Source organism: Sphingobium sp. EP60837, assembly GCF_001658005.1.
GTDB lineage: Bacteria > Pseudomonadota > Alphaproteobacteria > Sphingomonadales > Sphingomonadaceae > Sphingobium > Sphingobium tyrosinilyticum.
Window position 1 is genome coordinate 116832 of the sequence record NZ_CP015989.1, and the last position, 25874, is coordinate 142705.

General features: G+C 60.2%; 22 protein-coding genes and 6 pseudogenes. 19 read left to right on the forward strand and 9 right to left on the reverse strand.

Annotated elements, in window-relative coordinates; genetic code table 11:
• The first annotated feature begins 144 nt into the window (after positions 1-144).
• From EP837_RS19920 to EP837_RS19930, 3 genes are all read left to right on the forward strand, one after another.
• Complete coding sequence (locus EP837_RS19920) at positions 145-1239, forward strand: replication initiation protein (RefSeq protein WP_066532710.1); 1095 nt, start codon at positions 145-147, stop codon at positions 1237-1239.
• 191 nt (positions 1240-1430) lie between these two features.
• Complete coding sequence (locus EP837_RS19925) at positions 1431-2633, forward strand: AAA family ATPase (RefSeq protein ID WP_066532631.1); 1203 nt, start codon at positions 1431-1433, stop codon at positions 2631-2633.
• Between the two features lie 46 nt (positions 2634-2679).
• Positions 2680-3696 carry a ParB/RepB/Spo0J family partition protein gene (locus tag EP837_RS19930; RefSeq protein ID WP_066532633.1) on the forward strand — a complete coding sequence of 339 codons (1017 nt, stop codon included), beginning with the start codon at positions 2680-2682 and terminating at the stop codon, positions 3694-3696.
• Between the two features lie 60 nt (positions 3697-3756).
• On the opposite strand, the gene EP837_RS19935 is transcribed toward EP837_RS19930, so the two are convergent.
• A complete protein-coding gene (locus EP837_RS19935) occupies positions 3757-4779 on the reverse strand; it encodes a hypothetical protein (protein ID WP_082919885.1) in 1023 nt (340 codons plus the stop codon).
• A 148-nt stretch (positions 4780-4927) separates the two neighbouring features.
• Between EP837_RS19935 and EP837_RS19940 the strand changes: the two genes are divergently transcribed.
• The 9 genes and pseudogenes from EP837_RS19940 to EP837_RS19980 all read left to right on the forward strand — a co-directional run.
• A complete protein-coding gene (locus EP837_RS19940) occupies positions 4928-6166 on the forward strand; it encodes an integrase (protein WP_066532636.1) in 1239 nt (412 codons plus the stop codon).
• Between the two features lie 319 nt (positions 6167-6485).
• Positions 6486-7427 carry an IS110 family transposase gene (locus EP837_RS19945; RefSeq protein WP_066532640.1) on the forward strand — a complete coding sequence of 314 codons (942 nt, stop codon included), beginning with the start codon at positions 6486-6488 and terminating at the stop codon, positions 7425-7427.
• A gap of 12 nt (positions 7428-7439) precedes the next feature.
• A pseudogene (locus tag EP837_RS22130) lies at positions 7440-7637 on the forward strand (ABC transporter ATP-binding protein); the annotation flags it as partial.
• Positions 7637-8566 (forward strand): MlaD family protein, encoded by a 930-nt coding sequence (locus EP837_RS19950; RefSeq protein WP_066532643.1) that lies wholly within the window; start codon positions 7637-7639, stop codon positions 8564-8566. The pseudogene EP837_RS22130 and the gene EP837_RS19950, both read left to right, overlap by 1 nt.
• 110 nt (positions 8567-8676) lie before the next feature.
• Complete coding sequence (locus EP837_RS19955) at positions 8677-9261, forward strand: ABC-type transport auxiliary lipoprotein family protein (protein ID WP_225870711.1); 585 nt, start codon at positions 8677-8679, stop codon at positions 9259-9261.
• A 400-nt stretch (positions 9262-9661) separates the two neighbouring features.
• Complete coding sequence (locus EP837_RS19960; protein ID WP_225870697.1) at positions 9662-10240, forward strand: DUF4142 domain-containing protein; 579 nt, start codon at positions 9662-9664, stop codon at positions 10238-10240.
• Between the two features lie 149 nt (positions 10241-10389).
• A complete protein-coding gene (locus EP837_RS19965) occupies positions 10390-10863 on the forward strand; it encodes a hypothetical protein (RefSeq protein WP_066532717.1) in 474 nt (157 codons plus the stop codon).
• Between the two features lie 576 nt (positions 10864-11439).
• Positions 11440-12588 carry an HlyD family secretion protein gene (locus EP837_RS19975; RefSeq protein ID WP_066532650.1) on the forward strand — a complete coding sequence of 383 codons (1149 nt, stop codon included), beginning with the start codon at positions 11440-11442 and terminating at the stop codon, positions 12586-12588.
• A gap of 53 nt (positions 12589-12641) precedes the next feature.
• Positions 12642-13559 (forward strand): annotated as a pseudogene (locus EP837_RS19980) (DHA2 family efflux MFS transporter permease subunit); the annotation flags it as partial.
• A gap of 25 nt (positions 13560-13584) precedes the next feature.
• On the opposite strand, the gene EP837_RS19985 reads toward EP837_RS19980, so the two are convergent.
• A complete protein-coding gene (locus tag EP837_RS19985; protein ID WP_006949122.1) occupies positions 13585-14349 on the reverse strand; it encodes an IS6 family transposase in 765 nt (254 codons plus the stop codon).
• A gap of 36 nt (positions 14350-14385) precedes the next feature.
• On the opposite strand from EP837_RS19985, the pseudogene EP837_RS19990 reads away from it, so the two are divergent.
• From EP837_RS19990 to EP837_RS20005, 4 genes and pseudogenes are all read left to right on the forward strand, one after another.
• Positions 14386-14757, forward strand: a pseudogene (locus EP837_RS19990) (recombinase family protein); the annotation flags it as partial.
• Between the two features lie 33 nt (positions 14758-14790).
• A pseudogene (locus EP837_RS19995) lies at positions 14791-15006 on the forward strand (type IV secretory system conjugative DNA transfer family protein); the annotation flags it as partial.
• Between the two features lie 78 nt (positions 15007-15084).
• On the forward strand, positions 15085-15516 hold the full coding sequence (locus tag EP837_RS20000; RefSeq protein WP_017501681.1) for a hypothetical protein: 432 nt from the start codon (positions 15085-15087) through the stop codon (positions 15514-15516).
• A 984-nt stretch (positions 15517-16500) separates the two neighbouring features.
• Positions 16501-17604, forward strand: a complete 1104-nt coding sequence (locus EP837_RS20005; protein ID WP_004213366.1) for a replication initiator protein A — start codon at positions 16501-16503, stop codon at positions 17602-17604.
• A gap of 44 nt (positions 17605-17648) precedes the next feature.
• Here the strand turns inward: EP837_RS20005 and EP837_RS20010 are convergent, their stop codons facing one another.
• The 3 genes and pseudogenes from EP837_RS20010 to EP837_RS20020 all read right to left on the reverse strand — a co-directional run bounded on the left by EP837_RS20010 (position 17649) and on the right by EP837_RS20020 (position 19321).
• Positions 17649-17933: a ribbon-helix-helix domain-containing protein gene (locus EP837_RS20010; RefSeq protein ID WP_017501683.1), complete on the reverse strand. Its 285-nt coding sequence runs from the start codon at positions 17931-17933 to the stop codon at positions 17649-17651.
• A complete protein-coding gene (locus EP837_RS20015) occupies positions 17933-18568 on the reverse strand; it encodes a nucleotide-binding protein (protein ID WP_017501684.1) in 636 nt (211 codons plus the stop codon). Before EP837_RS20015 ends, EP837_RS20010 begins: the two co-directional genes overlap by 1 nt.
• A 121-nt stretch (positions 18569-18689) precedes the next feature.
• Positions 18690-19321: pseudogene (locus tag EP837_RS20020) on the reverse strand (transcription elongation protein SprT).
• A 415-nt stretch (positions 19322-19736) separates the two neighbouring features.
• Here EP837_RS20020 and EP837_RS20025 point away from each other — a divergent pair.
• From EP837_RS20025 to EP837_RS20035, 3 genes are read left to right on the forward strand one after another with little or no spacing between them, the layout of a single operon-like run.
• A complete protein-coding gene (locus EP837_RS20025) occupies positions 19737-20018 on the forward strand; it encodes a type II toxin-antitoxin system RelB/DinJ family antitoxin (RefSeq protein ID WP_017501687.1) in 282 nt (93 codons plus the stop codon).
• A complete protein-coding gene (locus EP837_RS20030) occupies positions 19987-20307 on the forward strand; it encodes a type II toxin-antitoxin system YafQ family toxin (protein WP_026109291.1) in 321 nt (106 codons plus the stop codon). Before EP837_RS20025 ends, EP837_RS20030 begins: the two co-directional genes overlap by 32 nt.
• Positions 20308-20309: 2 nt before the next feature.
• Positions 20310-20930 (forward strand): histidine phosphatase family protein, encoded by a 621-nt coding sequence (locus EP837_RS20035; RefSeq protein ID WP_017501689.1) that lies wholly within the window; start codon positions 20310-20312, stop codon positions 20928-20930.
• A gap of 33 nt (positions 20931-20963) precedes the next feature.
• Here EP837_RS20035 and EP837_RS20040 read toward each other — a convergent pair whose 3' ends face one another.
• The 4 genes and pseudogenes from EP837_RS20040 to EP837_RS20055 form a co-directional block, all read right to left on the reverse strand.
• On the reverse strand, positions 20964-21524 hold the full coding sequence (locus tag EP837_RS20040; protein ID WP_017501690.1) for a recombinase family protein: 561 nt from the start codon (positions 21522-21524) through the stop codon (positions 20964-20966).
• Between the two features lie 692 nt (positions 21525-22216).
• Positions 22217-22942 carry a phospholipase A gene (locus EP837_RS20045; RefSeq protein WP_171010093.1) on the reverse strand — a complete coding sequence of 242 codons (726 nt, stop codon included), beginning with the start codon at positions 22940-22942 and terminating at the stop codon, positions 22217-22219.
• Positions 22833-23699, reverse strand: coding sequence for a recombinase family protein (locus EP837_RS20050; RefSeq protein WP_006961816.1), 867 nt, complete (start codon positions 23697-23699; stop codon positions 22833-22835). The genes EP837_RS20045 and EP837_RS20050 overlap by 110 nt, the downstream gene beginning before the upstream one ends.
• 142 nt (positions 23700-23841) lie before the next feature.
• Positions 23842-25872, reverse strand: a pseudogene (locus tag EP837_RS20055) (Tn3 family transposase); the annotation flags it as partial.
• Positions 25873-25874: the final 2 nt, after the last annotated feature.

The following is a 25874-nucleotide window of genomic DNA, read 5'->3' on the forward strand; positions in this document are numbered from 1 at the left end:
TGACTTGACGAGCGAGGACAGGTCAGGCAGCAAATAGACGAATCTGCCCAATATGCGTTCGGCCTATATGACATGGAACATGCGGAAAATCTAAGCGCCGATGCAGCGCAAGAGGCGCAAGCCGATTCGGCGCCTGGCCGCGCCATGCGTGTCGCAGCGGCTCTGCAGGCGAAGGGTGGCGAAGAATTCGCCAAACCCGGCAGCATCGTTGAGATCAAATTTGTGAAAGGCCAGTCGCTCAGCCTGACGGCGTCGCGATTGCTCGCGTTGATGATCCTAACCGCAGGCGGCGATGCCTGGCAAGATCGGCCGCATCGCATGCGCAAGGCTGATATTCGCCGCGGTCATAAGGGTAATGAACGCATCTCCGACATGTTGGAGGAGCTTCACCGGACCTTGTTTGCGATCGACGACCGGTCTTGGCGCGGCAAGAAAGCGACGCTGCGCTTTTCCCTGATCTCGTCGTCTCGCGAAGAGGCGGAAGATACAGACGGCGCCGATGCGGGTTGGATCGAATGGGAGTTTACGCCTGATGCGCGCAAACTCATCCAGGAATCCGAGAGCTATGCCGTCCTTAATCGGCAGGCGGTGCTGGGCTTCCGATCGAGCTATGCGCTCAAGCTCTATGAGATTGGATCGCTGCGGCTCCATCGTCGCCAGTCGACCTGGAAGGGCGATATGGCAGCGCTGCGCGCAGCGCTGGGCATATCGCCGGACGTGTATAAGGATTTCGCGCAACTCCGCCGCAAGGTGCTTGAAAAGGCGAAGGCAGAAATTGATCAGCTGGCTCACTTCCGCGTCGAGTGGAAGGAGATACGGCAGGGTCGAACGGTGACCGAGATAGAATTCCGCTTCGAGCCAAAGGATGCGCCCGCGCAGATCGCAACCGTCGATGAGATTGAGAGGCATGCGACTGGACGAAAGGCGCGGCGCGAGGGCGCAGTGGAGACGGTCGCCGAGATGGTGGAGGTCGGAGCATTCGTGAAAGCGGCGATCAGCGGGCTGATCGCACCTGAGAAGAGTTCTGAGATCGTCTTCCCTCAGGGAACGATCCGGTTCAACACAGAGACCCTGGCTGCGGTTGCCCGATCACATGGGGGCGGTTGGGATATCGATCTCATTGCTGACGCCTATCGCCAGCAGATGGGCGACCGTCTGGCAAAGCTCAAGGGTGCCAAATTGCTCAGCTCGTGGACCGGCTTTTGCGAGAGTTTCGTTGCTCGAAGGGGGCGGCCATAGAGGGAATTGCACCGGTGCAATTTTTTACGCGCCCCCACCGAGTCAGGATGGGTCGCTTTTGAGGGCCGCTGATCGCCCCTAACGCCACGATCCGCCTCTACAGCGAGGTGTAACTTTCGAAATAACGCTTATGTTTGACGAAAAAGCGCAAGTAGCGCTACTATACCCCTGGTTTCAAAAAGGGGCGCCCTGTGGCAGCATCACTAGACATCGACGACACTCATGATCTTCTGTCGGTGGCGACGCTTGCCCAGCGAACATCATCGGTACTGGAGCGCCTTCGCGATTCTGCGCGCAGCGCCCGAGCGGATGATCGTCGGGAGCCGACCTTTCCGATTGGCAAGGCCGCCGATTTGGTCGGGCGAACGCCCGCTGCAATCCGCGACGCAGAAAAAGATGGCCGTCTTCCGCCTCCCCCGCGAACCGAGAATAATCGTAGAGTGGGTTACACGCTTGCCCAACTCAACGATATGCGCGGCCTGTTTGGCACGCGACCCTGGAGGGCGGCCGAAGACCCCTGTTGTGTCGTGGCTGTCCAGAATTTCAAAGGAGGCGTCGGCAAATCAACCTTGTCGGTCCACCTTGCCCAATATCTCGCGATCCAGGGCTACCGCGTCGCCCTTATCGACTGCGACAGCCAAGCCTCCGCGACGACGCTGTTCGGCTATGTTCCGGATCTCGATCTGACTGAGGACGACACGCTTTATCCATTTCTTCGCCAAGAGGAGATGACGTCACTGGACTATGCGTTGCGCAAGACGCACTTTGATGGCCTCGAACTCATTCCTGCCAATTTGCGGTTGTTCCAGTCGGAATATGAGATCGCGGCCCGAATGGCACGAGGGCAGGGGGGGCTTATCGATCGTCTTTCCCAAGGTATCGCCAGCATCGCCGACCGGTTCGATGTCATCGTCCTCGATCCGCCGCCGGCCCTTGGTGCTATATCCTTGTCGGTTTTGCGCGCGGCGAATGCTCTCGTCGTGCCGGTGCCTCCCACCGTCATGGACTTTTCTTCGACTGCGGCGTTTTTGGCGATGCTTGACGAGACGATCGAGACGCTGGCCGAGCGCGGCTTTGCGCCAACTCTAAAATTTCTGCGCTTTGTTGCCTCGAAGGTCGACGAGAACAAATCGATGCAGAAGGAACTGCTCAATCTGATGCGGACGCTCTTTGGCCACGCGATGGTGCGCACGCCGCTCAAGGATTCTGCTGAGATCGACAATGCGACGGCTCGTCTTATGACGGTTTATGAACTCGACGGCCCGGTGACCAGCAGTGCGGTGCGCAACCGCTGCCTCACCTATCTCGACGGTGTGAATGCCGAACTCGAGCTGGATATTCGAGCGATGTGGCCCAGCCATTTGAGCCGTTTGCGCAAGGAAGGTTTGGCGTGAATCGGGAAAATTGCACCGGTGCAATTCCGGGTGAAGGAACGGCTTCATGAGTAGGAAAAACGCGAGTTTCGCAGCAGAGCTGGCAGCGGGCATCAATCCGCCGGAAGACGGCGCTCCCGCGCCGCGTCGGCCTGGGCTGGGCGCCAATGTTCTCACCGGTAGGGAAAATCGATTGGCCGAACTGGCAGCGGGGACAGTCGTCAGCCGCACCCATGAACTGGTGGATCCCGCGCGTTGCCGGATGTGGGCGGGGCATAACCGGGAATATGCCTTGCTCAACGAAGAGCGGTGCGCCGATCTTATCGAAAGCATAAAGGCACAAGGGCGCCAGGAGATGCCCGCGATCGTCCGTCGCGTGCGCGGCGAACCCGAATATGATTTTGAGGTAATCTGCGGCGCGCGGCGTCATTGGTCGATCAGCTGGCTGCGTAGCCACAATTACCCTGACTTCCGGTTCCTGGTCGATATCCGCGAACTGTCGGATGAAGAAGCGTTTCGCATAGCGGACATCGAAAACAGAGCCCGCGAAGACCTCAGCGACCTGGAGCGGGCACGCGACTATCTCCGTGCGCTTGATGCCTATTATGAGGGCCGCCAAAAGGTCATGGCGGAGCGGATCAACGTCACGGAAAGCTGGTTGAGCCGCTATCTTGATCTCGCGCGTCTCCCGGTGGAATTGATGGTCGCCTTTCCCAATCCTCAGGATTTGCGGATCAAGCACGTCACAACGATCAAGCCATTGCTGAAGCCGGACGATCGTCGCCAACGCGTATTTGCCGAAGCGGCCGCGCTCAGTGCTCGATCGGGAGGGGAGCACACTCCCATGGCTGTGTCGGAGATCGTCCGTGCGCTGGCGCTGGCGGCCGATCCCCCCAAAAGGTCAGGATCCCCCAAGAAGTCAGGAATGGCGCAGATTGTATCGAGCGAGACGGGGAAAGCGGTGCTTCGCATCGAGGGCACCGATCGCAAGGGAATTCGCCTGACACTTCTCAATAGGGGTGGGGCCTCTCGGGAGGATGTCGAGAAGGCCATTCGCGAGGTGCTTGACGCTCACTGGGCCTGAAGTGGGCGAAGCAAGAACGGGAGGCGTGACATCGAGCGGTCACGCCCCGCTACAACTCAATCAGTGGTGAGCCGAGACATCGATACCGAGGCCAGCTAGCATCGAATCGAGTTCTGCCATTTCCCGATCAAACTCTGCGAGCGCGGGTACAAAATCTGGGAGCGCCTGAGGCGGGGCAGGGGGACGCCCTACCGGACGGACACCAAACCCGAAGGCGATAGCCAGATCGCGCGTCATATAGGTCCGCCAGGCCTGACGACCGCTCACCTCCACTAGAAGGTCCAGCTCTGCCGCGCGAGAAAGCAGCTTGCCGGCACCAGAGATCGTTACGTCCAATCGCCGGGCGAGCATCCGAGGACTGACGACGGGGACAAACTGGACAAGGCTGAGCAACTCCAGGAGCTTGCCAGGACGGTGCGTGCCATGGAGGGCTGCGGCGGCGCGTAAGCGGTCTTCCTCGAGCGCCTGGAGCCTCACCAGCCCCTCTTCTGCCCGATCGGTGAGCGACCGGAGGTTACGCAGGACGATGGCCTGCGTGTCGCGCGGCGAGAGGCGAAGCGCCTTGTCGCCAATGGTCAGGCACGGCAGCACGGCCTGAGTGATTTTCAGCGATCGCAGGAGCCCGGGGACGGCAAGCCACGGCGTGATCGTGCTGTCTGCGCGGGAGCGCCGGGCCGTAATCTCAAGCGCGCGGAGGAGGGCTGGCCGCTGGCTCCAATCTTCTGGGGCGTCCGTTGAGATCGCGAGCTCGTCTCGCCAATAACGGGATTCGCGCTGGGCCAATTGCCGCTGCCAAATCGGAAGCGCATCACGATCGTCCAAATTGGTCGGCATCTGCCGGCGACCGGGCAGATTGACGGCGCATTCCCGTCCGAAAATATCAATTTCGTCAATCTCAGCGCCCTGCGCCCGCAGCGCCGTGGTATAGCCGGTCCAGGTGGCACGTCGCTGCCACGGCGTTGCGGCAGGACTGGCAGAAACACGGGCATCGAGGCGGCCTATCGCCGCTGCCGCCCGCTCTAGACGGGCGACGAGCCTGGAGGTCCAGATTGGCTCTGAGAGGTCTGCGATGGCAACGGGCATGGCGTGAACATATCCCCAAAGTAGCCGTAGCGTCTACCATGCTGTGCTCGTTAAACATGGACCTATGATAATTGCAGTTATTGCATGAGCGGAATTGACCTCTCTTTATTAGGTGAGCTACAAGCGCCGCTGAGGAGCGTGGCGCAGGATGGGCACCGAAACAGCCCAGGAGGGGCCAAAAGCCGCCATAGCCGCGTCTGAGGCGTCCCTGCCGGCCATCAGGGCGCCGGCCGACCTTTCGTGGACGATCGTGCAGATGCGCGCCGGCGAGCGGATTCCCGTCAACGAGGCGCTGATTGCCGCCTATGAGGCCGCCTCATCGCCCCACAGCATTCGCGCGCTGAAATCCGACATCGAGGCGTTCGACGCTTGGTGCCGCCGCACGAACCGGATCGCGCTGCCAGCGACCGCAGAGACGGTGGCCGATTATCTCGACGCGCGGGCAGGGAAGGGGAGCCGGCCGGCGTCGCTCTCACGGTACAAAGCGTCGATCGCCAAGATCCACCAGCTGCTCGATCTCAAGGATCCGACGCCGGCCCCGTTGGTCAAGCTGCGGCTGCAGGCGGTGCGACGCGAGAAGGGGGCGGCGCAGCAGCAGGCCCGGCCATTGCGGTTCAAGGGGCCGGTGCGCGACGTCGAGCGCGACAAGGCGCGCGGGCTCAATATCCGCGCGCTGCTCGAGAGCTGCGGCGATGATCTGCCGGGGCTGCGCGATCGGGCGCTGCTGTCGGCCGCCTATGACACCGGGCTGCGCGCGTCCGAGTTGGTGGCGGTCGCGGTCGAGCATATCGAGGAGGCGATCGATCCCGAAGCGCGGCTGCTCCAGATCCTGCGCAGCAAGGGCGATCAGGACGGGGAGGGGGCAACTGCCTATCTCAGCCCGCGCACCGTCGCGGCGATCGCAGCCTGGACCGAGGCAGCCGGGATCACGACGGGGCCGCTGTTCCGGCGGGTGCAAGTGCGGCGTTACAAGGCGCGCGCCGCCGTGCGCGGTCGGGCGATCGACAGCATTTCGAGCCGCGAGACCTGGGATTTGCGCAAGACACTCTCCAAGCCAGCCGTGAAGGCGCGGATTGAATACGACATCGGCAACGTGGCGCTACATTCCGGCTCGATCGGGCCGATCTTCCGGTCGATAATCCAGCGGGCGTTCGATCTCGGCGCGTTGCCCGATCTTACAGCCGAGGATCTGGCGCGGCTGCTCAAGGGGATCAGCGCGCACTCGACGCGGATCGGCCTCAACCAGGACCTCTTCGCGAGTGGTGAGGATCTTGCCGGAATTATGGATGCTTTGCGCTGGAAGAGTCCCCGTATGCCCCTGAGCTACAACCGTAATTTGGCCGCCGAAGCGGGCGCCGTCGGCCGCCTGATGGACAGGTTGAAATGACCGCGCCCGGTATCGACAGCTGCTCCCTAGCCCCTTTGTATTTCGAGGCCTTCTTTGGTGCCAGCACGGGGCGGTGCAACGGCTTTCTTAGATTGTGCCCCAAGGTGTTGTCTTGTCTTATGACTTCTCTGCCGATTGCGGGCATTGAGAGATACCCGATCCGGGGTGGCCACCCCGGATCGGGCGGAAGGGGATGGATCGAAGTCGTCTCGGTCGTGGCGGACCGTCGATTAGTGTGATCACCCCTTTCTTTTTCCACGTGACCTGTACGGAAACCAGGGCTTCGGGCCCGGATGACAAGAGTAGGACAGCGGAGAAGATGACTAATCCTATAGCCCAGACTGTCGGCATCGACGTCTCAAAAGCGACTCTTGATGTATATGCCCATCCTGCGGACTGCGAGCGCAAGTTCGCCAATTCCTCAAAAGGCCACGGGGAGCTGATAGAATGGCTCAGCCAATGGCCGATTGATCGTATCGCCTATGAAGCCACCGGTGCTTACCACCGGCAGCTCGAGCAGGCTTTGTCCGATCTACCATGCGTCAAGCTCAATCCAGCTCGCGCTCGACGGTTTGCTCAAGCAGCAGGCACTCTCGCCAAGACGGACAAGATCGATGCAATCATCCTGGCCCGCATGGCAGTGACACTTCAGCCTCCGGTCCGCGCGGCAAGTACGCCTCAACAGGTAAAGCTTTCCGAGATGATCAGCGCTCGCGATGGCTTGGTCCGCGATAAGATCGCGCTTCAAAATCAAGCGAAGAACCTCACCCTGCCTCTCCTCAAGCGTCAGCACAAAACGCGTCTTGATCAGATCGAGCGGCATATCGATCAGGTCGATGCCGCGATAGCGGCGATCATTGCAGCTGATCCCGCATTGGCACGTCGCCACGAGATCATCTCCAGCATCGCCGGAGTAGGCATACGTACCGCCGATCAGCTGGTGGCCACCATGCCAGAGCTAGGAGCGCTCGACTCCAAACAAGCTGCGTCGCTCGCCGGACTAGCTCCCGTCACACGCCAGTCCGGCCAATGGAAAGGACGCAGCTTCATCCAGGGCGGAAGGGCCAATGTACGACGAGCCCTGTACATGCCGGCACTCGTCGCAGCCCGCTACAATCCAGAACTCAAGGCCAAGTACCAAAGCCTGATCACCGCCGGGAAGCCGGCAAAAGTCGCTGTGGTCACGCTCATGCGCAAGCTCATCGTGATGGCCAACGCGCTCCTCAGGGCCGATCGCCTATGGGTCGAAAAACGAGCTTGATCACAACGGAAACTTGGCTTCACCGTGTTCATAATCACCCACGACCTCGATACTCTGTACGCGATTTGCGACCGCGTTGCGGTTGTCGCTGACAAGAAAATCGCCGCTGTTGCAACGATCAAAGAACTTGAACGGTCAGATCACCCGTGGATCCGGAGCTATCTTCTGGGACCGCGAGGCCGTGCCGCCAAAAAAGAGAAAGAAAGCTGATGGAACGCCATGCCAACTATGCTCTGGTAGGCGCCGCCTCCATCGCGTTGCTTATCGCCACGCTTGTTTTTGTTGTCTGGCTCGGCGGTTCGGCCAAAGGAAGTGATTCTTACCAGATCGTGTTTCATGGGCCGGTCAGAGGCTTAAGCGTTGGAGGCGAAGTGCAGTTCAACGGCATCAAGGTCGGGGAAATCGGCGGAATCCGCCTCGACCAACGCGACCCCAACCGTGTTATCACGGATATCGAACTGACGCGCGGGACACCGGTCCGCGAAGATTCGGTCGCATCCTCTGAAAGTCAGGGCATCTCAGGGGTCAGCATCGTTCAAATCAGCGCGGGCACGCCGAGCAAGCCCCTTCTCAAGACCAATGATCACGGTAAGCGACCTGTCATCCCCAGCAAGCCCAACGCTATGTCTTCGTTGCTGCAAGGCGGCGGACAGGTGGTGGCAAGCGCGACCGAGGCACTGAGCCGTGTGAACAAGGTCCTGTCTGACCGTAATATCGCCAACATCGGCGGCGCCATTCGCGATGTCCGAATGACTACGGCGGAACTGGCGGCCAATCGGACCATGTTCGCCCATGCCGGTTCTGCGCTCGCCAAACTGGATCGGGCGGCTGACGATATTCAGGGCGCGGCCTCGTCCGTTCGGCAGATTGCCGATGGCGATGGCAAGCGCGCCTTCGCCGACATCTCCCAAGCGGCAAACGAGCTCAAATCAGCAGTTCATGAGGCTCGCGGCGTGATTGCCAAACTCGACACGCAAAGCGCCGATATCGGCACGACCACGATCCCTAATATCAATGCGACTATGCTGGCATTGCAAGAAACAGCTGAATCGCTGGACGGGCTAATTCGCGGGATCCGACAAAGTCCCCGCGAAGCTCTGGCCAAAAGCCGGGGTACTGAACTGGAGTTGCCTAAGTGACATTATCAACCAGGAATCGGACTTTTGCACTTCTGTCGAGCGCCTTGCTGCTGGGTAGCTGTGGAAACCTGCTAGGCGGCGGCGAGCGCGCTGACCTTTTCAGGTTTGGCGTGGTTGCCCCCACGCCCGTCACCGGGATGCAGGGTGCGCTCCCGACTCGCTCTGTATCTCTGCTTCGCCCCCGGTTCTCGCAGGAGGTGGAGGGCGATCGCATGCTCACCACGCGGGGGGAGCGTGCGCTCTACCTCAAGGGCGTTCGTTGGGTGGCGCCGGTCCCCGATCTTTTCACCCAGGCGCTGATGCGTCAATATGCGGCGCGGGCACCTGACGTGCGCCTGACGGGCGTGAGAAACGCCACCGGGGCATCGCATGCGCTGCAGATTGATATCGAGCGATTCGAAGCACGGTATGGCCTAGATGGGGATGAAAAAGCACCGCCCACTGTCATTATCGAAGGCGATGCAACCCTGTTTGATCTTTCTGATCGTCGTCCCGTCGAGGCCAAGCGCTTCTTGGTGCAGGAGCCAGCTTCCGCAAATACAACAAGTGGGATAGTCGCCGCTTTCGATCGTGCAGTAGCTCGCTCAACCACAGAATTGACGGATTGGTCCGCGGATACAGCGCGGAAGCATTCCACAGAGCGCGCGCTAGATACATCCAAGGATCGGATGGATCGCAAGCAGGAGATAAATTGATCATGAGCCTGTCGCCGATCTCAGCAACTTTCGGGCGTAATTGCATGTACAAAATCGCCATGCGCCGGATACCTTCGTAGGTATCTCCGAGTTTTGTTTTTATTTGAAGGACCGACCCGATCGGAGCCAAATCAAGTAAGATAGTGTAATATCGGGTTCCAGGTCTTAATAAGCGACAGCATATCGACCATGTGATAAGTCAAATCTCGCAATTCGTAATATTGCTATCCGATTAGCCAATGGAATCTGCTGCCGATTCAATTGCTATTGAATTGAAAATTCAATTTATGCAATGCGAGTGATGGTGAAACGATTATCCAACAGCATCGTTACGACGTGGTCACGTTTAACGTGATGCGGCCACTTGACCGCTCGCAATCTATTCTACGGAGAAGGTACTATGCTGAAAGTCATTATGGCCGCGGGCGCGCTAGCGCTTTCAGGTTCAGGGGCTCTTGCCCAAGCTGTTTCGCCAACGAACACAGGTTCAATGTCGAGTATGGATACCGGCACGACACCGATAGCTGGACAGAATGAGCCAGCGTTTGTGATGGCTGCATCGGATGCGAACCTCTATCAAATAAAAGCGGCGCAGCTCGCCGTGACCAAGGCCCAGCGTGACGATGTGAAGGCTTATGCCAAACGTGTTCAGACAGAAGCGCAAATCGCCCAGAAAGCTCTCATGGCCGCGCTGCGCAACGATCAGCGGACGATAAAAGCGCCATCGTCATCGCTTTCCTCCGACAGAGCCGCACTCGTGAAGCTGCTCCAGAAGACGCCGCGCGGCAGCTTCGATAATCTTTATCTATCCCAGTCCGCCCAGGTACTGCAGGCGGCATGGGCCATCAACAAAGGCTATGCGCAAGACGGCACCGACCCAGCCTTGAAGCAAGTCGCGGGCACCGCCGTTCCCACACTTGAGCAAGAACTCACCAACGGGAAGGCACTTCTTCCTTCAGCATTGACCGGCGGTCAATGATCATAGTGGCGCCCGTTCTTCACGGGCGCCACTCAATGTGATCGTCATGCCCTTGTGGGCAACTGCTGTTATTTCAAGCGCGGCAACAGTGAACCCCACAGCGGTCGTGTTTATGCTTTCAACCTTGTCTTCAGGATATTGGGCGGATGATGATACTTATTTTTGCCATGGCGGCTCTTGGACAAAGCCCCGAGCAACCCGCCAGAAAAGATGAGACAGTTGACCGCGGTCGGGAAATCGTCACTCAGCCGGCGAAAGATATTGGCGCGGCCAAGACTGAAATTCCAGTTATTCTGGAAAGAGCGCAAGAAAATCCATATGGCCTCTCCGGTTTGAAATCCTGTGCGCAGATCAAGGCCGCAACCACGGAGCTCGATAGCGTCCTCGGACCTGATTTTGCCGTCGGCAACAACAAAAAAGAGAACAGGGCTGGTCGGCTAGCCGAGGCTGGAGGGAAAACTATTGTTAACACAATCATACCGTTTCGGGGCTTAGTTCGGGAGATTTCGGGCGCAGCTCCGGCCGAAAGACGCCTGGCGTCAGCAATCGACGCCGGCTTCGCGCGCCGCGGCTTTCTTCGTGGAACAGCGCTCGCACGGCGCTGTCCGGGCAGTAAAAATTAACGACGAAAGCTGACGCTGCTGACGCTATTGAATTCAATGCCGCTGTGTGAGGCTGCGCATTATCTCGTGAGCTTGGCATTGCAGGGCAATAACTCCGGCGAGACTAACAAGAAAGTACTAGCGGTCGAGACCGCCCATAATATCGCTGTCGGAGAAGGTGACGGCACCCATCCAATCAAAGTGGCGCGGCAATTTTCGGATGGCGCTGCTCATATCACGATAGCCCATCATTGCGCGGATTGAACCTGGACATCGGATCTCGGCTCAGTTTTTATCGACCGTCCTGTAGGCACCAGTAATCTTCTCGCCGAAATGGTGGGCATCATGCGCGTTCAGCTTCTGAATTTGTGCCCCAGCTTAACAAATCGTTCCTCGGTATATTCTGATTCTGACGTGAAGTGGGGGGAGCTACAGCCTGATAGGGCGGCTGATGGTTAGTACCGGTCCAGCGGCGTCGGGCAAGAGCGAATGATAGGGGCGTAAACGCTGAGGTTCCATATAATATGCAATTGCCGAGCGCCCTTTAATGCTGCAAGAGCAGAACCGCACCGCGCATCATGGAGGATTGTAATTTATATGGCTGACAAGTCGGCCACTGCTTCGGCGGATCCTGAGGGCCTCGGCGAGTCCGCAGCGTCCCCGCTTAACTCGCCACGCGTTCGCCTGGCGATGCTCATTGGCGCGATCTTGCTGCTCATTGGTGGCCTTGTCTGGTACTTGGATCATCAGAACCGGGGCCGATACATGCAGGTGACCGACAACGCCTATGTTGCGGCGGATTCCGTCATCACAGCGCCCAAGATCGCCGGATATGTTGAACGGGTGTTCGTTATCGAGAATCAGACGGTTCGGCAGGGGCAGTCTCTAGCTGAACTCGATCCCCGCGAATATCGGGCGCAGACTGAACAGATTACCAGCCAGATCGAAACGGCAACGGCTGCGGGGGATACGACGCGCTCTCAGATTTCCGAACAACAGGCAACCATAGCGCAAGCGCAAGCCCAGCTCGACGCGGCGCGCGCCGAGGCTGCTTTCGCCGCACAGCAGGTTACGCGATATCAGCCGCTTGCCGCATCCGGCGCCGAGCCAGGGGAGCGTTTCGCGCAGCTTCAGACGCAGGCACGGCAAGCTCGCGAGCGAACCAATGCTGCGCAGGCCGCGTTGATCGCCGCGCAACGGCGTGTCGGTACACTGAGCGCGCAGGTACGTCAGGCCCAGTCGCAAGCAGAGGCCGCGCGTGCCCAACTCAAGGTGGCGCGCGTCAACGTCGAATCGACAGTGCTTAAGGCTGCCATCAATGGCCGTGTGGGCGACCTGGCTGTCCGTGTCGGGCAATTCGTGCAGCCCGGTACGCGCCTGATGACACTGGTTCCTGTCGATCGATTGTTCATAGAGGCGAATTTCAAAGAGACTCAACTGGGGCTTATGCGCGTCGGCCAGCCTGTTGGCATCGAAATCGATGCGCTCCCTGGCGTCGAACTGACCGGGCGTATTGCCAGTGTCGCTCCTGGCACGGGCGCCCAGTTCTCGGTGCTCCCCCCCCAGAATGCGACCGGAAACTTCACAAAGATCGTACAGCGCGTGCCTGTACGCATTGCAATCGATGCTCCTCTCGAAGTGCGTACGCTCCTCGTGCCGGGAATGTCGGTTGGAGTAACGGTCGATACGCGTTCAGCCAGAGGAGAGATGGATCGACTCCGTCAGGCCGTAAGCCGGAAGCGTTGACAGTGGTCACGGTCACAGCATCTCCAGACGCAGCTCGTTCCGCGCGTGCGGACTTGACCGCTTGGATCGCTGTGGCTGCCGGCTCGCTCGGCGCACTGCTGGCGACCCTCGACATCTCGATCGTCAACTCGGCACTGCCAACGATCCAAGGCGAAATCGGAGCAACCGGCACTGAGGGAACGTGGATCGCCACCGCCTTTCTCGTTGCCGAGATCGTCGTCATTCCGCTGAGCGCTTGGCTGGAGCGGCTTTTGGGACTGAGAACCCTCCTCCTCATTTCCGTGACCGCCTTTACCGGGTTCTCCATCCTATGCGGCATCGCCACAGATCTTACGACTATGATCATCGGACGAACCGGGCAGGGCCTTATGGGAGGGCTGCTGATACCGACCGCCATGACGATTGTCGCAAAGCGACTCCCGCCACCCCAGCAGCCTATCGGGATGGCGCTTTTCGGAATGACCGTAATCTTGGGCCCCGTTCTTGGCCCCTTGCTCGGCGGCTGGCTGACGGAAAATTTGAGCTGGCATTATGCCTTCTTCGTCAATGTGCCGGTCTGCGGGATACTCCTCTTGCTCCTGTTGCTCGGCCTGCCGCACGAACGTACGAATTGGGTCTATCTTCGCGAGGCCGACTGGTTGGGTATTATAGGCCTGATCCTTGGCCTTGGAGGACTGACGATCGTGCTCGAGGAGGGGCACCGTGAAGACTGGTTCGAATCGACGCTTATCATCCGGCTGACGTTTATAACCGTAGCAGGGTTTGTGATGTTGGGGATCGGACAGATCCGGGCAACAAAGCCCGTCCTTAAGTTGCGAATCGTCATGAGCAGACAGTTCGGCAGCGTCGTTATAATGGCGCTAGCGCTGGGCATGGTGATGTACGGATCGACCTTCGTCATCCCGCAATTCCTGTCGCTTATCGCCGACTATAATGCCCTCGAGGGCTCTGTTGCAAACATGGGGCACGGCCGCGCGGCGTCACCCAGTTGGGGGATTAGGCAGCATTGGCGAAATGCTTATTGAGCATAATCATGGTTTCGGTCAGGGCCGAGGGTCCAATTCCGAATGCTCTTTCAACCAGGCGCACCTCCCCCATGATACCTGGCTGCAGGCACCATGCCTGGGCCTGTCCTTTGCGTAGGGCGCGCATGACCTCGAAGCCCTTGATCGTGGCGTAGGCCGTTGGCATCGACTTGAAGCCACGTACCGGCTTGATCAGCATCTTCAGCTTGCCGTGGTCGGCCTCGAGCACGTTGTTCAGATATTTCACCTGCCGGTGCTCGGTTTCCGCCGCCAGTTTGCCTTCGCGTTTCAGCTCAGCGATTGCTGCGCCGTAGCTGGGTGCCTTGTCGGTATTGAGTTTGGCCGGCTTTTCCCAGTCCTTCAGGCCACGAAGAGCTTTGCCCAGAAAGCGCTTCGCCGCTTTGGCGCTGCGTGTCGATGACAGATAGAAATCAATCGTGTCGCCCCGTTTGTCGACCGCCCGGTACAGGTAGGTCCATTTGCCCCGCACCTTTACGTAGGTCTCATCCAGACGCCAGCTCGGATCAAAGCCGCGCCGCCAGAACCAGCGGAGACGCTTCTCCATCTCCGGCGCGTAGCGCTGCACCCAGCGATAGATCGTCGTATGATCGACATCGATCCCACGCTCGGACAGCATTTCCTCGAGATCACGGTAGCTGATGCCGTATCGACAATACCAGCGCACCGCCCATAGGATGACCTCGCCGGTAAAATGCCGTCCTTTGAAATCGTTCATCGCAACTGACCTTGACAGTACATGAGCCCAATCTTGGAAACCGTGTCAGAGTTTGCAACAGAGCCAGGTATCGGGTTCCGCTCGCTCACCGAGAACATCGACACCACCACTTCGGGCGGGATGCTGGTGTTCAACATCTTCGGCTCGCTTGCCCAGTTTGAGCGCGATCTGATCCGGGAGCGCACCCATGCAGGCCTCAAGGCCGCTCGCGAGCGAGGTCGCCCCGGTGGGCGGCGGCCAGTGGTCACACCTGACAAGCTCCGCAAGGCGCGCGATCATATCGCTTCCGGCCTCACAGTTCGCGAGGCCGCCGCGCGCCTCAAGATCGGCAAAACCGCCCTCTACAAAGCCCTCGAAGCCACGGAGAAGAACACAAAGTCCCAGCGTTCCCGGTCCGTTCGCTCTTAGCGTGCAGATAAGTCACTTTCGTGCAGTCACCCCGTGTTCGAGACGATGAGCCGCGCGATCGACGCGGAGGAAACCGGCATATCGTTCGGATCGCAGCATGTAGCGCGGCCGTTGCTGACGCCGGATGAAGTCCGCACGCTGCGCGAGGATTTGCAGCTCCTGTTCCTTGCGGGGCAACGGCCGATCGTCGCCGCCAAGCTGCGCTACTACGCCGATCGCGAGTTCGCCGGGAAGTTCGACAAGGCGTGAACGGACACTATCGACGAAGTGAAAAAGGCCGTTTGCTGTATAGTGTCAGAACTGCCGCCAAGGGCGGAAGGATAGAATATGGACCAACGCGTCATTGATCTTTGGGACCGGCTCATGGCCTATGGAGAGAGCGGTTCCGCACCTCTTCCGGCGATCCGCGACGAAGTGTTGGAGCTGCACGAAGCGATCACCGATGAGGAAAGCCGGCTCGGCCTCATGCGGATATTCAATCTCGTCTGCGATCTTGTGGCGGTGCATCTCCAAGAGACGAACGGCGATCTTGAAGCCTTCGCCCAGCACCGGCAGGGCCAGATATGGATGTTCCTGCGCGCGGAATGTCTTGTCGATGGCGCGTTGGACCGGAGCCGGCTGCGATATGTGACATGGCGCGAAGTCCAGGCCGGCCGCATGACCGAGGATGATCCGCTGCGCCGCTACGCATTGGGCGATGACTCCGCCTTTGATGAGCTGATGGCCGCGCCGACGCCACCGAAGCGGACGCGCCACTAGGCGCGAATGTATAGGCGTATACAAATATACATGTTCGCCGTCTGTTCGCCCTTGGCGTTGTTTAGCGGACTTTCCGCGCCCTGCCCTGCCGGCTCTTGGCGTAGGATTCCGCCCTCTCCCGCAGCAATGTTCGGGGCCAAATCCGTGAAATCGTTGCCTGGCGCACAAACCTTGAGGCTCGCCGTTTCGATCCCCGACCTCGCGAGGATCTAGCTTTCCAGAAATCGGCCGCATGGGAAGCCCGTAGAGCGCCATTGCCGCTTGGACCCTCCCCGGCCTGCCAAACGTCCAGAATGAAGCCCAGCGGCCCGGAAATCGCCCCTGCTGCGACGTTTCCGCCTCCCCTGCCCTCTCGGCTCGATCACCGCCCTATCCGCCTGGCTTTCCTGGAAAGCCAATTGCGACGGTGCCGCTGGCGCTGTGGTGTCGATAGAAGCGGGGCGTTTAAACGATCCTCAATCTAGCAAAAAGCGTGCCGGCGAAGCCGGCTCATCATGGGGATGCCGGGTGGGAGGATCGCAAAGCGATCCGGGGCGGCCGAAGGCCGCGAGCCGGCGGGGGCGAAGCCCCCAAGAGGCGGCGCTTTTCTTCCCTCTGACCGGTGCCGGTAGCGCGGCGCGAGTGGATCATGCTGCCTCTGTCCCGAAAATCAGGACAAGTTGTTCGATCTGGCGGGACGCTGGTGGGTGAAACCACGATGATCCGGCGTCGAGTGGGCGCTGCGGTTAAAGTTATCCACAGGTCGGCCTAGTGTTAATATATGGGTTAAAGAGTCGTGTTACGGGATTTTGGCGGTTTCATAAGCAACTGAAAATATTAGAATAATCGGGCGTTTTTTTGCCCTCGGCGTCAACGGAACCCCGAATCTGGTGACTCCAGAACCCCGAATCTGCGTCAACGAAACCCCGAATCGCGATCACCCGTCAATGAAACCCCGAACTTTTCCGTTGCGTCAATGAAACCCCGAATCTACGGTGCGCGTCAATGAAACCCCGAATCGAGCCTGACCGTCAACGAAACCCCGAACTCCCGCTTGCCGTCAATGAAACCCCGAACGGCGCGGAGGGACGCCCTCCCCTGCTGCCTGTTCGCTACCCCGATCCCGATCTGTTCATTTGCGATGTTCTCGACGCCATCCCCAAGGATGACATGGCCTCGATGGAGCATCCGATTTTCTCGCTCGCGACCAAGCCCGATCGGCGCGTGTTCCGCTATGAGCATAACGGCAACAAGCTCGAAATCGTCCCCAGCGTCAAAGGGCTGGCGACGATCCACGACAAGGATATTCTGATCTACTGCATCTCCCAGCTCATCGGGAAGATGAACCAGGGGGAGCGACCGAGCCGCACCTTGCACCTCACTGCTCGCGATCTACTGGTGTGGACCAACCGGCAAACCGATGGCGACGGCTATGACCGGCTGCGGAGCGCGTTCGAGCGGCTGTCGGGGACGCGGATCACCACGAATATCAAGGCCGATGGCGAGGAAATCACCGAAGGTTTCGGCCTCATCAATGAATGGCGGATCGTGCGGCAAACCCGCTCCGGCCAAATGTCGGAAATCAAGGTCACGCTATCCGACTGGCTGTTCAAGATGGTTGAGGGGCGCAGCGTCCTGACGCTCCATCGCGACTATTTCCGCCTCCGCAAGCCGCTCGAACGGCGTATCTACGAGCTGGCGCGCAAGCATTGCGGCGCGCAGGAAAAATGGTCGATCTCGGTCGAAACGCTACAGAAAAAGACCGGCGCGAGTAGCCATTTGCGCGTGTTCCGCTCGATGCTGCGCGATCTCGTCGCGCACGATCATCTGCCCGACTATGCCGTGGAAATGAACGGCGATACGGTCACGTTCCGCAATCGCGAGGCTCTGGATACGGTCGAGGCGATCGAGGCGGAACCCGAGCGGCCCTATATCGACCCCGAAGGCTTCCACGACGCCAAGAGCGTTGCGCCTGGCTATGACGTTTACGCGCTCTATGACCAATGGGTGTCATGGTGGATCGACAGCGGGCGGCCGGAACTGAAAAGCCCCCGCGCCGCCTTCATCGGCTTCTGTCGCAACAAGCACAAGACTGCCCCCTTGCGCTAGTATAGGTGTATAGATGTATAGGTGTATAATTGTATACATCTATACTAGCCGGCGATGCGCCCCCTTCCCTTCTTCACAAACAGGTCGTCCAGCGCCTCGCCCAGCAGGCTTTGAACGGTCGTCCCTTCCTCGGCCGCGATAATGCGAAGCTGCGTGCTGACCTCGGGAGGGAAATGCCCGCCAATCAGCTTGGTCCCCTGTCGGCCGCTCGGCGGGGCCTTGCGGGTCACGTCTACCGGCTCGATCGCCGACGCTGGGGCCGGGGCCGCGTCTCCGTCCGCCTTGGCGCGGTTCAGCACCGCTTGCAGACTGTTTCCGCCCTTCGCCATCACGCCACCTCCGCCTGATTGTATAGGCGTATATTTGTATACTCGTATAGTCGGCGGATTTCGTCGGCCGCTGGCCCATGCGGCTCGAACTCCTGCACGGCCCGGCCTGCGGCTTGGGCGCGGAAAAAGGCTTTGCGGTTGCCGATCGTCACCGGGCAAACCGTCGCGCCTAGCTCCGCCACGGCCTGAATCGCATCGCCAGTTTCCTGACCTTGCGGGGGCACGAAGGTAAGGACCACGGCAAAGGCGCGGTCGAGCTGGCGCACCACGTCGAGGGTGTGCGTCATGCTCATCGTGTCGAACACGGCCGTCTTAGTCGGGATCAGGATGAAATCAGCGTGACGCGCTGCCTCATAGGCCACGTCGCGCGCGACCGCCGCCCCGTCGATCACGACAAGATCGGTGCCGGCGTCCTCGCAGGCTTTGAGCATAGCGGGCAGGCGCACCGGCTGAATCGACGCCACGGCGGGCGTGTCGAGCTGGCGCACGTCCTTCCAGAACGAGGCCGTCGCCTGCGGGTCCAGGTCGATGATCGCGGCGACCTTGCCCGCCTGCTCGGCCGCGACTGCCAGACAGGTCGCGAGCGTCGTTTTCCCAACGCCGCCTTTCTGTGAGAGAATGGCGAGAACCTTCATGCTACACTCCTACACGTATAATCCTATACTTGTATACACAATAGACCGGGAGGGGAAGCCCTGTCGTTCCCGAAATGACGATAGGGAGGCGCTGAATCTGAAATGACGAAAGCGCGCCGCATCATTCCTCCGGTTCGGCGTCGTCATCGTCCAGCGGCTCATGCTCCATCTGGCCGTGATCCTCGATCGGGCAAAGCGGCGCTCCGGCCTGCTCAAGCCATTTGCGCGCGGTCCTCACGGTATAGCCGCACGTCGCGCACTCGCATTTGAGCATCCGGGTTTTCTGCTTCTTGGGCGCGGTCGACTCCCCGTCCGTGTCGAGACGGGCATGGGGGAGGGGGCCAACGCACTCCAGGATCGGCGCGATGGCCGCAAGGAACGCCTCGCCGGGGGTGGTGGCGCGCATCGGCCCGACCAGCCCCAGCCCAAGGGCGACCCGTTAAACGTCTTCCCATGCCCTGCCGGGATGCCGACAGCGGCATGGACCAGCTCATGCGCGAGGATGGCTGCGATCTGCGCCGGCATCGCGTCGGGCGCGTGCGCCAGGTCCGGGCGGATGAAGATTTCAAAATGCCCGTCCGCGCTCAACCGATTATCCCAGCACTCGCCAATCGCCTTGGCCTTCGCGCCTCTGCTGGTGAAGCCGATCGCCACGCGCACGCGGTCGGGCAGGGGGGCGTCCAGCACCTCGAACAGCGGGGCCATGCCCGCCGCCACCGCATTGAGCCAGCTTTCGCGGGTTTCGTGGGTCATCGTCCTTACTCCCTTCAAATCGCCTGTTCGGCGATGGCCATGCCATCGGCCGGAACACGGACGCCCAAGAACGCCGGCGAGAGAGGGGGGCAGCGGGATTCGATGGGGGTGGTGCGGCCGCAGCGCAGCGAGGCACGGCCCCGTCTAATCCCGTTGCGGGGGAGAGGCGGCCGGGACCGCCTTTCCCCCTTCAAACAGGATCGACGCCGGCGCACGCCGGCACCATGAAGCGAGACCCGCTTGCGATCTCGCCCCCGCCATGTGGGTCGTCACCTTGGGCCAAGACCGCTTGCGGGCTTGGGGAACGAAGCGAGTAGGGCCACGGTGCCGCGCCAGCGGCAGGCGCCGCCCCCTAGCCTGGATTGAAATTGTTGCTCAACTGAGCTACATTATCGGCTTGACTAAGGAGGTTCCAATGGCCGCTACCGCTTTCGTGCGCGCGCGCATCGACGAAACATTGAAGGATGAAGCCGCCGCCGTGCTGGCCGAGCTGGGGCTGACCGTCTCGGATGTGGTCCGCATGACCCTCACGCGGGTCGCCAAGGATCATGCGTTGCCGTTCGAGCTGAAGGTGCCGAACGCCGAGACGCGCGCCGCGATCGAGGCGTCCCGCGCGACGATGAAGGCTCGCCGCGCCCGTTTCACCGATGCCCAGGAAATGTTCGATGCCCTCGACCAAGAAGCCCGCCAGCAGTAAGCGGGCGGCGTTCCCAAGAGAGGCGTCCTACGAAAAAAGGTTCGTCAAGGATTGGGAGCGGCTGTCGCGCAGCGGGCGCTACAACATGAAACAGCTCAAGGAGGCGATGATGATGCTCATCGCCAACGACGCGCCGTTAGGCCCGGAATGGCTGGATCATCCGCTGAAAGGCGATTGGAGCGATCATCGCGAGTGCCATATCGGCGGCGATTTCCTGCTGATCTATACGATTGAGGGGAATCTGGTGAACTTCGTGCGCGCCGGCACTCATGCGGAACTGTTTGAATAGCCATGCGCGTAATCTTCATTCGCCACGGCGAATCTACCGGCAACGCCGGCGTGCCCTGCCACGATCTCGGCGCGATCGAGCTGACGGAGCTGGGCCAGGAACAGGCACGCGAAGTCGCGGCGAGCTGGATAGAAGCGCCCGCGCTCATCGTCACGTCGCCCTATACCCGCACGCAGCAGACGGCTGCGCCAACGATCGCGCGCTTTCCCGGCGTGCCGGTGGAAGTGTGGCCGATAGAGGAGTTCACCTATCTGCAACCGGCGCGCTGGAACGGCACGCGCAGCGCGGAGCGGATGCCGCACCTCGAACGCTATTGGAGCGCGGCCGATCCTGATTATTGCGACGGGGAAGGGGCGGAGAGCTTCGCCACCCTGCTCCGGCGCTGCGAGGCCGCGCTGGCGCGGCTCGCCGCCATGCCGCCCGCCTCGCTGGTCTATGTGTTCGGGCATGGGCAGTTCATCCAGGCCGCGCGCGCGATCGTGGCCGACGCTCATCTTGACGATCAGGCAAAGATGCGCGCCTTCTGGCGCAAGGGCGAGCCGCCAGCGATCAGCAACGCGCAGCGGGTAGGATTCCGCTGGCATGGCAGGCGCTGGGAATGTGCGCCGGCGATCGCCGCCTAAATCAACGCCAGAGAGGGCGGGGGGCGTCGCTCATCACCCCTGTAGCCGCGAAATCGTCGCTTGGCTGACGTTGAACAGCGCCGCGACCGATCGCTGGGTGTCGCCTGCGTCGAGCTTGCGCCGCGCCTCGGCCTGCTGGTGCGGGGTGAGGGCGCTCTTGCGGCCGAACTTGACCCCGCGCGCCTTGGCCTGGGCGCGGCCAGCGCTGGTGCGCTCGGCGATCCGCTGGCGCTCGTAGCTGGCCGCGACGCCTAGAACGGCAATCACAACTTCGGCGAGCTGCGAGGTCGTGTCCACCATCGGTTCGGCGATCGAGCGGAAGCCGGCCCCGGCCTCCTTTACCGCATGGAGGATGTTCAAGAGGTCGCGCGTGTTGCGGGCGAGGCGATCGGTCGCCGTCACCATCAGCACGTCGCCGGGATCGAGCGCGCCGATCGCGCGCTTGAGCTGGGGCCGCTCGGCCGACGCGCCGCTGATCTTCTCGCGGTAGATCTTCGCGCAGCCCGCCGCCTCAAGCTGGGCGAGCTGCTGGGCCAAATCTTGGCCGTTGGTGGAGACGCGCGCATAGCCGTAAATCATGGCGCGATTCTGCATCAGATTTTTGCATCAGGGAAGGGCACGGAAAAGCGCGGCTTTTGGTTTGATGCGAAACTTTTGACTTCGCACCAGAGCTTTTCCTGTGTGCCCTTTGGCGGGATAACCGAACACACCAGCATTGCTGTCGCTCGCTTAGTTCACGCAGACAGGCACCCTAATCGTATTCATTGGGCCTCCACCTGCGCTCGCTATATGACGAGTTTGCCAGACGGTACGGGTACACTTGCCCTTTTTACGGTTTTTGCTCGTCGGTTGTTCTCGAGGCGGGGGCGCTGAATTGGCTTGGCTATTCGCCGGTTCGCGTGGGGGACAGATACCTTGCCTTTCCATGATTTCGCGATGGCGCCTTCCCTGCTCACCGGCCCAGGCATCGGCCTTGGTTTTCCCTTCAGCCAGAAACCGCCGCTTGTATTCCGCCGTGAGGCGCGCCTTGTCTGCTGCGGGAATAGACGAGGAGGAGCAGCGAGGGATTTCTTCAGCGGATACAGGCAGCGACCAAAGCAAGACTGCCATAGTAGTGGCAGCAATAAAAATACGTAACATGGCAATCTCCCGATCATCTCATGAATTCTCAAACAGACTCTTACGCCGTTGGCCTTCCGATGATGCATAAATCACTTTTGCATCAGGGTAAGGGGACGTCCAACGCCGGGCCCGCTACCTTACGATAGATTCTGCCCGGTTCCGGATTAGCGGACGATAGCGACCCCAAGCCGCAGTCGTGTCGCCTTGCGGTCATAATCGAGCAGATTTTCGCCATAGCCAGCAAAGGCTTGGCCGAAGACATAGACGTTGAGGTTGGTGTCAACGATCTTGTCCAGCGGATAGGAAAGCTCAGCGTCTATTGCGCCCTTGCCCGACGAGAAATTAATGCGGCTGTTGGTAGTCAGTCGCAGCCCGTCGTCACGGCCAAACTCCGCGAACAAGGACGTGTGGCCGCGATAGCGTTTCACATCCGGATTGTCTTCAAGGTCACCGACATAGAAGGAGTAGCGCGGGCCCAGCGACAGCTTGTAGTCTCCGATCGGTATCGTCGCCACAGGCTGGACATAGAGGGTGTTGAGGCTGCGCGACGCCAACCCATCGCGGCCGTTGGACTCATGGCGCAGCCCCGCCTGTCCGCCGAACGCCAATGTGCCCTTCGATACGGCCGGTAGCAGGTAGAAAAGTTCGGGCATGAAATCGATGTTACGGAAGGGCGAAGAATCCCCGCCCAGATCCCAGAACAGGCGCTGGGTATAGGGCCCAGTCGGCCCGAAGCTGCGATTTTGGCCATGTTGAAGAACAAAGATTGAACATGGCGATCTACCAGGCTCGCTCTTGTCCTCCAATCTCGTAAACATCGGTCTCGATCGAGCACCTGTAGCTCTCTGCGATGTTGAACATCTCTGTCTGGAGAGATGCGATCTCATCATCGAGGCTGACGCCATCGGCACCCTGATCATAGGCGACGGTCAGCGTGTAATCGCAGTTCCCGGTCTTTTGCATCTGGTAATCCCGCTCCAGCATCGCCTCAATGCGCTCGCGAGCGGGCTTTCTGCCACGACCATGCTTGTTGAAGTTCTCGATGGTCAGATGCAGGGCGATGGTGACAGAAGGCGGCTTTTCCGGCAGCCCGATCCTTGAAGGAATGACGTCAAGCGCCCGATAGACGGTCATTCTTGAGATCTTGAGGTCGCGCGCGACGCTGGCCTTGCTCGCGCCGGCGGTGATCCGGCGTCGGATTTCATCGTCATCGATGTTTTTCTTCCGGCCTTTGTAGACGCCTTCGGCGCGCGCCGCCTCGATCCCGGCGCGCTGCCGGTCCTTGATGAACGTCAGTTCCATGTCCGCGACCATGCCCAGAATGGTGATCACCATCCGCCCCATGCTTCCGGCCGTCGTCACCTCCGGCTCAAGCACCCGCAATGAGGCTCCCTTCTGGTCGAGTTCATGAACCAGATTGAGAACATCGCGTGTGGAGCGACCGAGCCGATCGAGACGCAGGACGACGAGTTCGTCATCGGCGCGCAGGAACTGCATGATCGTCTCAAGCTCCGTGCGTCCAGTGCGCGATGCGCCCGAGCCTGTTTCGGAGCGGAGGATTTCACAGCCCGCTGCCTTCAACCGGGCAACCTGGATGTCGAGATCCTGGTCGATGGTGCTGACGCGGGCGTAGCCGACGCGGGTCATGGGCAAATCCGTCACATTAGGGTGGCTTTGCCCTCGTACAGTAACATTGGTGACGGAACCACCCTTTTGTGACATGTCGTATATGTCACTTCCGATCGTCACGTTCGGGTGCACCCAAATGGTGCGAGCGGAAAGGCCCCGGTCAGGCAGCAAGCCGCCCAAAATCGATCCGGCTATTCAGATCGAGGTCGAAGCGGCCATAAGGATTGACGTGGCTGTAAATCAGCGGTGTGAGGCCGCGATAATCATCCGGCGTCATCCGGCCCGTCCATTTCGGTTCCACCAGCACGCTCTGAAGCATTCGGGTGTTCACATAGACAAGCGACGCTTGCAGCAAATGTAGCGCCAGGACCGAGAGCTGCTGCTCATCGATGCGGTTAGTGGCGATCTCGCCGCCCTTGCCGAAGAAAACGAACCCATTGGCACTGTTCCAGTTTTCAACGACATTCAGGCCTTCATGAATTTCGCGGCGGAAGGACTCCTCGCGCAGATACCGGCACAGGAAGATCGTCTTGACCGCGCGGCCCAGCTCACTCAACGCCTTGTAGGTCGGGTGCATCACCTCGGAGCGGCTAAACCGGCGCAGGATCGCCTCCGGGTCGGCGGTTTTTGTCTGCATCGCGGCTGCATATTTGACCATCTCGTCATATTGCTGCTCGATCTCATCCCAGTTGATCGGACTGGAGAGGATCGGCTGCAAGTGGGGAAGCCGCGTTCGCATGCCGACATCGGGAAGAGCCAGCTTCTGGCGAGCGATCGCTTTCAGGCGGGGTGCAAGCTCAAATCCGAGAAGCCGGCAAAATGCAAAGCCAACCGCGCTTTGGCCATGACTATCAACATATTGTCGCTGGATTTCCATGTCGGTGCAATGGCGCAGCACGCCCTCGATCATGGAGGCGACCTCGGAGGAAGAGCAGCGCTTGAGCTGGGAATAGACGCATGTCGCGCGTCGTTCGACATGCCAGTAGATCATGACGCCCCGTCCACCATAACGCGCATGCCATTCCGTCATCAGGTTGCGATCCCAGGCTCCGAACTTTGTGGAATCTGACGCACAGGCCGTGCCGGCGTCCCCCCAGACTGCAGCATTGCGGATTGCCAGGGTCGCATTCGCAACCCTGGCACACGCCTCCTTGAGCGCCGCGGCATGAACGAAGCGGCGATGGACATGCAGCAGCTCTTCATAGCTGACATCGGGGGTGGCGCCGGCGATCCGCTTGAGCCCGGCATTCGTTCCCAGGCCGTAGAGGCATAGCAGGAGACGTTGATCCAGCGCGGTTTTCGGCAGTGCAACACGCGAGGCCGATGTTTCGAACGCTTCGAGAAGTCCCGTATCAAGGGCAGCCTCCTTCAGTACGTCGAGCAGCCCGGTCATCGGCCAGCGTTGGCCGATCTCGGTCTTGATCGAGGCGAGACCCCTGGGTTCGGGCAAGGGTTTGAACGGGGTGAGAGATATACGGTTCTCGCCGCGCCACAGCAGCCGAACCTTGTCGTTCCGGGGAATATTGGCATTGAGGAGCAACAGTTCCTGAGCAAGCTCTTCCCGGATGGCGCTTGAAAATGCACGCGCATCCGCCGTCAGGTTCAATCCTGTGTAATATGCTTCTCGCCGCGCATCGAAGTCCTTGGGAAGATCGTCATCGGGATTGCGGTATCGGTCCGCCCCGACAACCCAGATTTCCTTAGAACGGATGCGATCGCGCAGTTGCGCGAGGACACAAAGCTCATAACTGATCCGGTTTACGCGCCCCTCTTCATCAATGACGGAACTGCGCCATCTCGCCGGAATGACCTCGTCGACCGGCACTGCGTGCGGCGGCACGTAGCGGCATCCATCATCCACTTTGCTTCTGATCCAGTCCAGGGCCGCCAGCACCGGACGCCACACGGCGTTGTTCGACCGGAACTCCAGTGCCGAAAGCAGGCTTGGCAGCATACGGCGATAATGATTGGCCCATGACCTCCGCATCACCTTGTAGATCCGCCGATCCAAGGCGCCCTTTGCCTGGCTTTCCTTGATGATCGCCGCCAGTTTGTCCTTGCCGGCGATTGGGAAAATGACATCGCAGATGCGCCCGGATGGATCGTCGATCGAAGCGCTGGCAATCTCGACCAGGAGTCGCTCCTTGCCATAGACCCGCTCGATGTCTTTCGCGATATCGCCCACCACCTGGC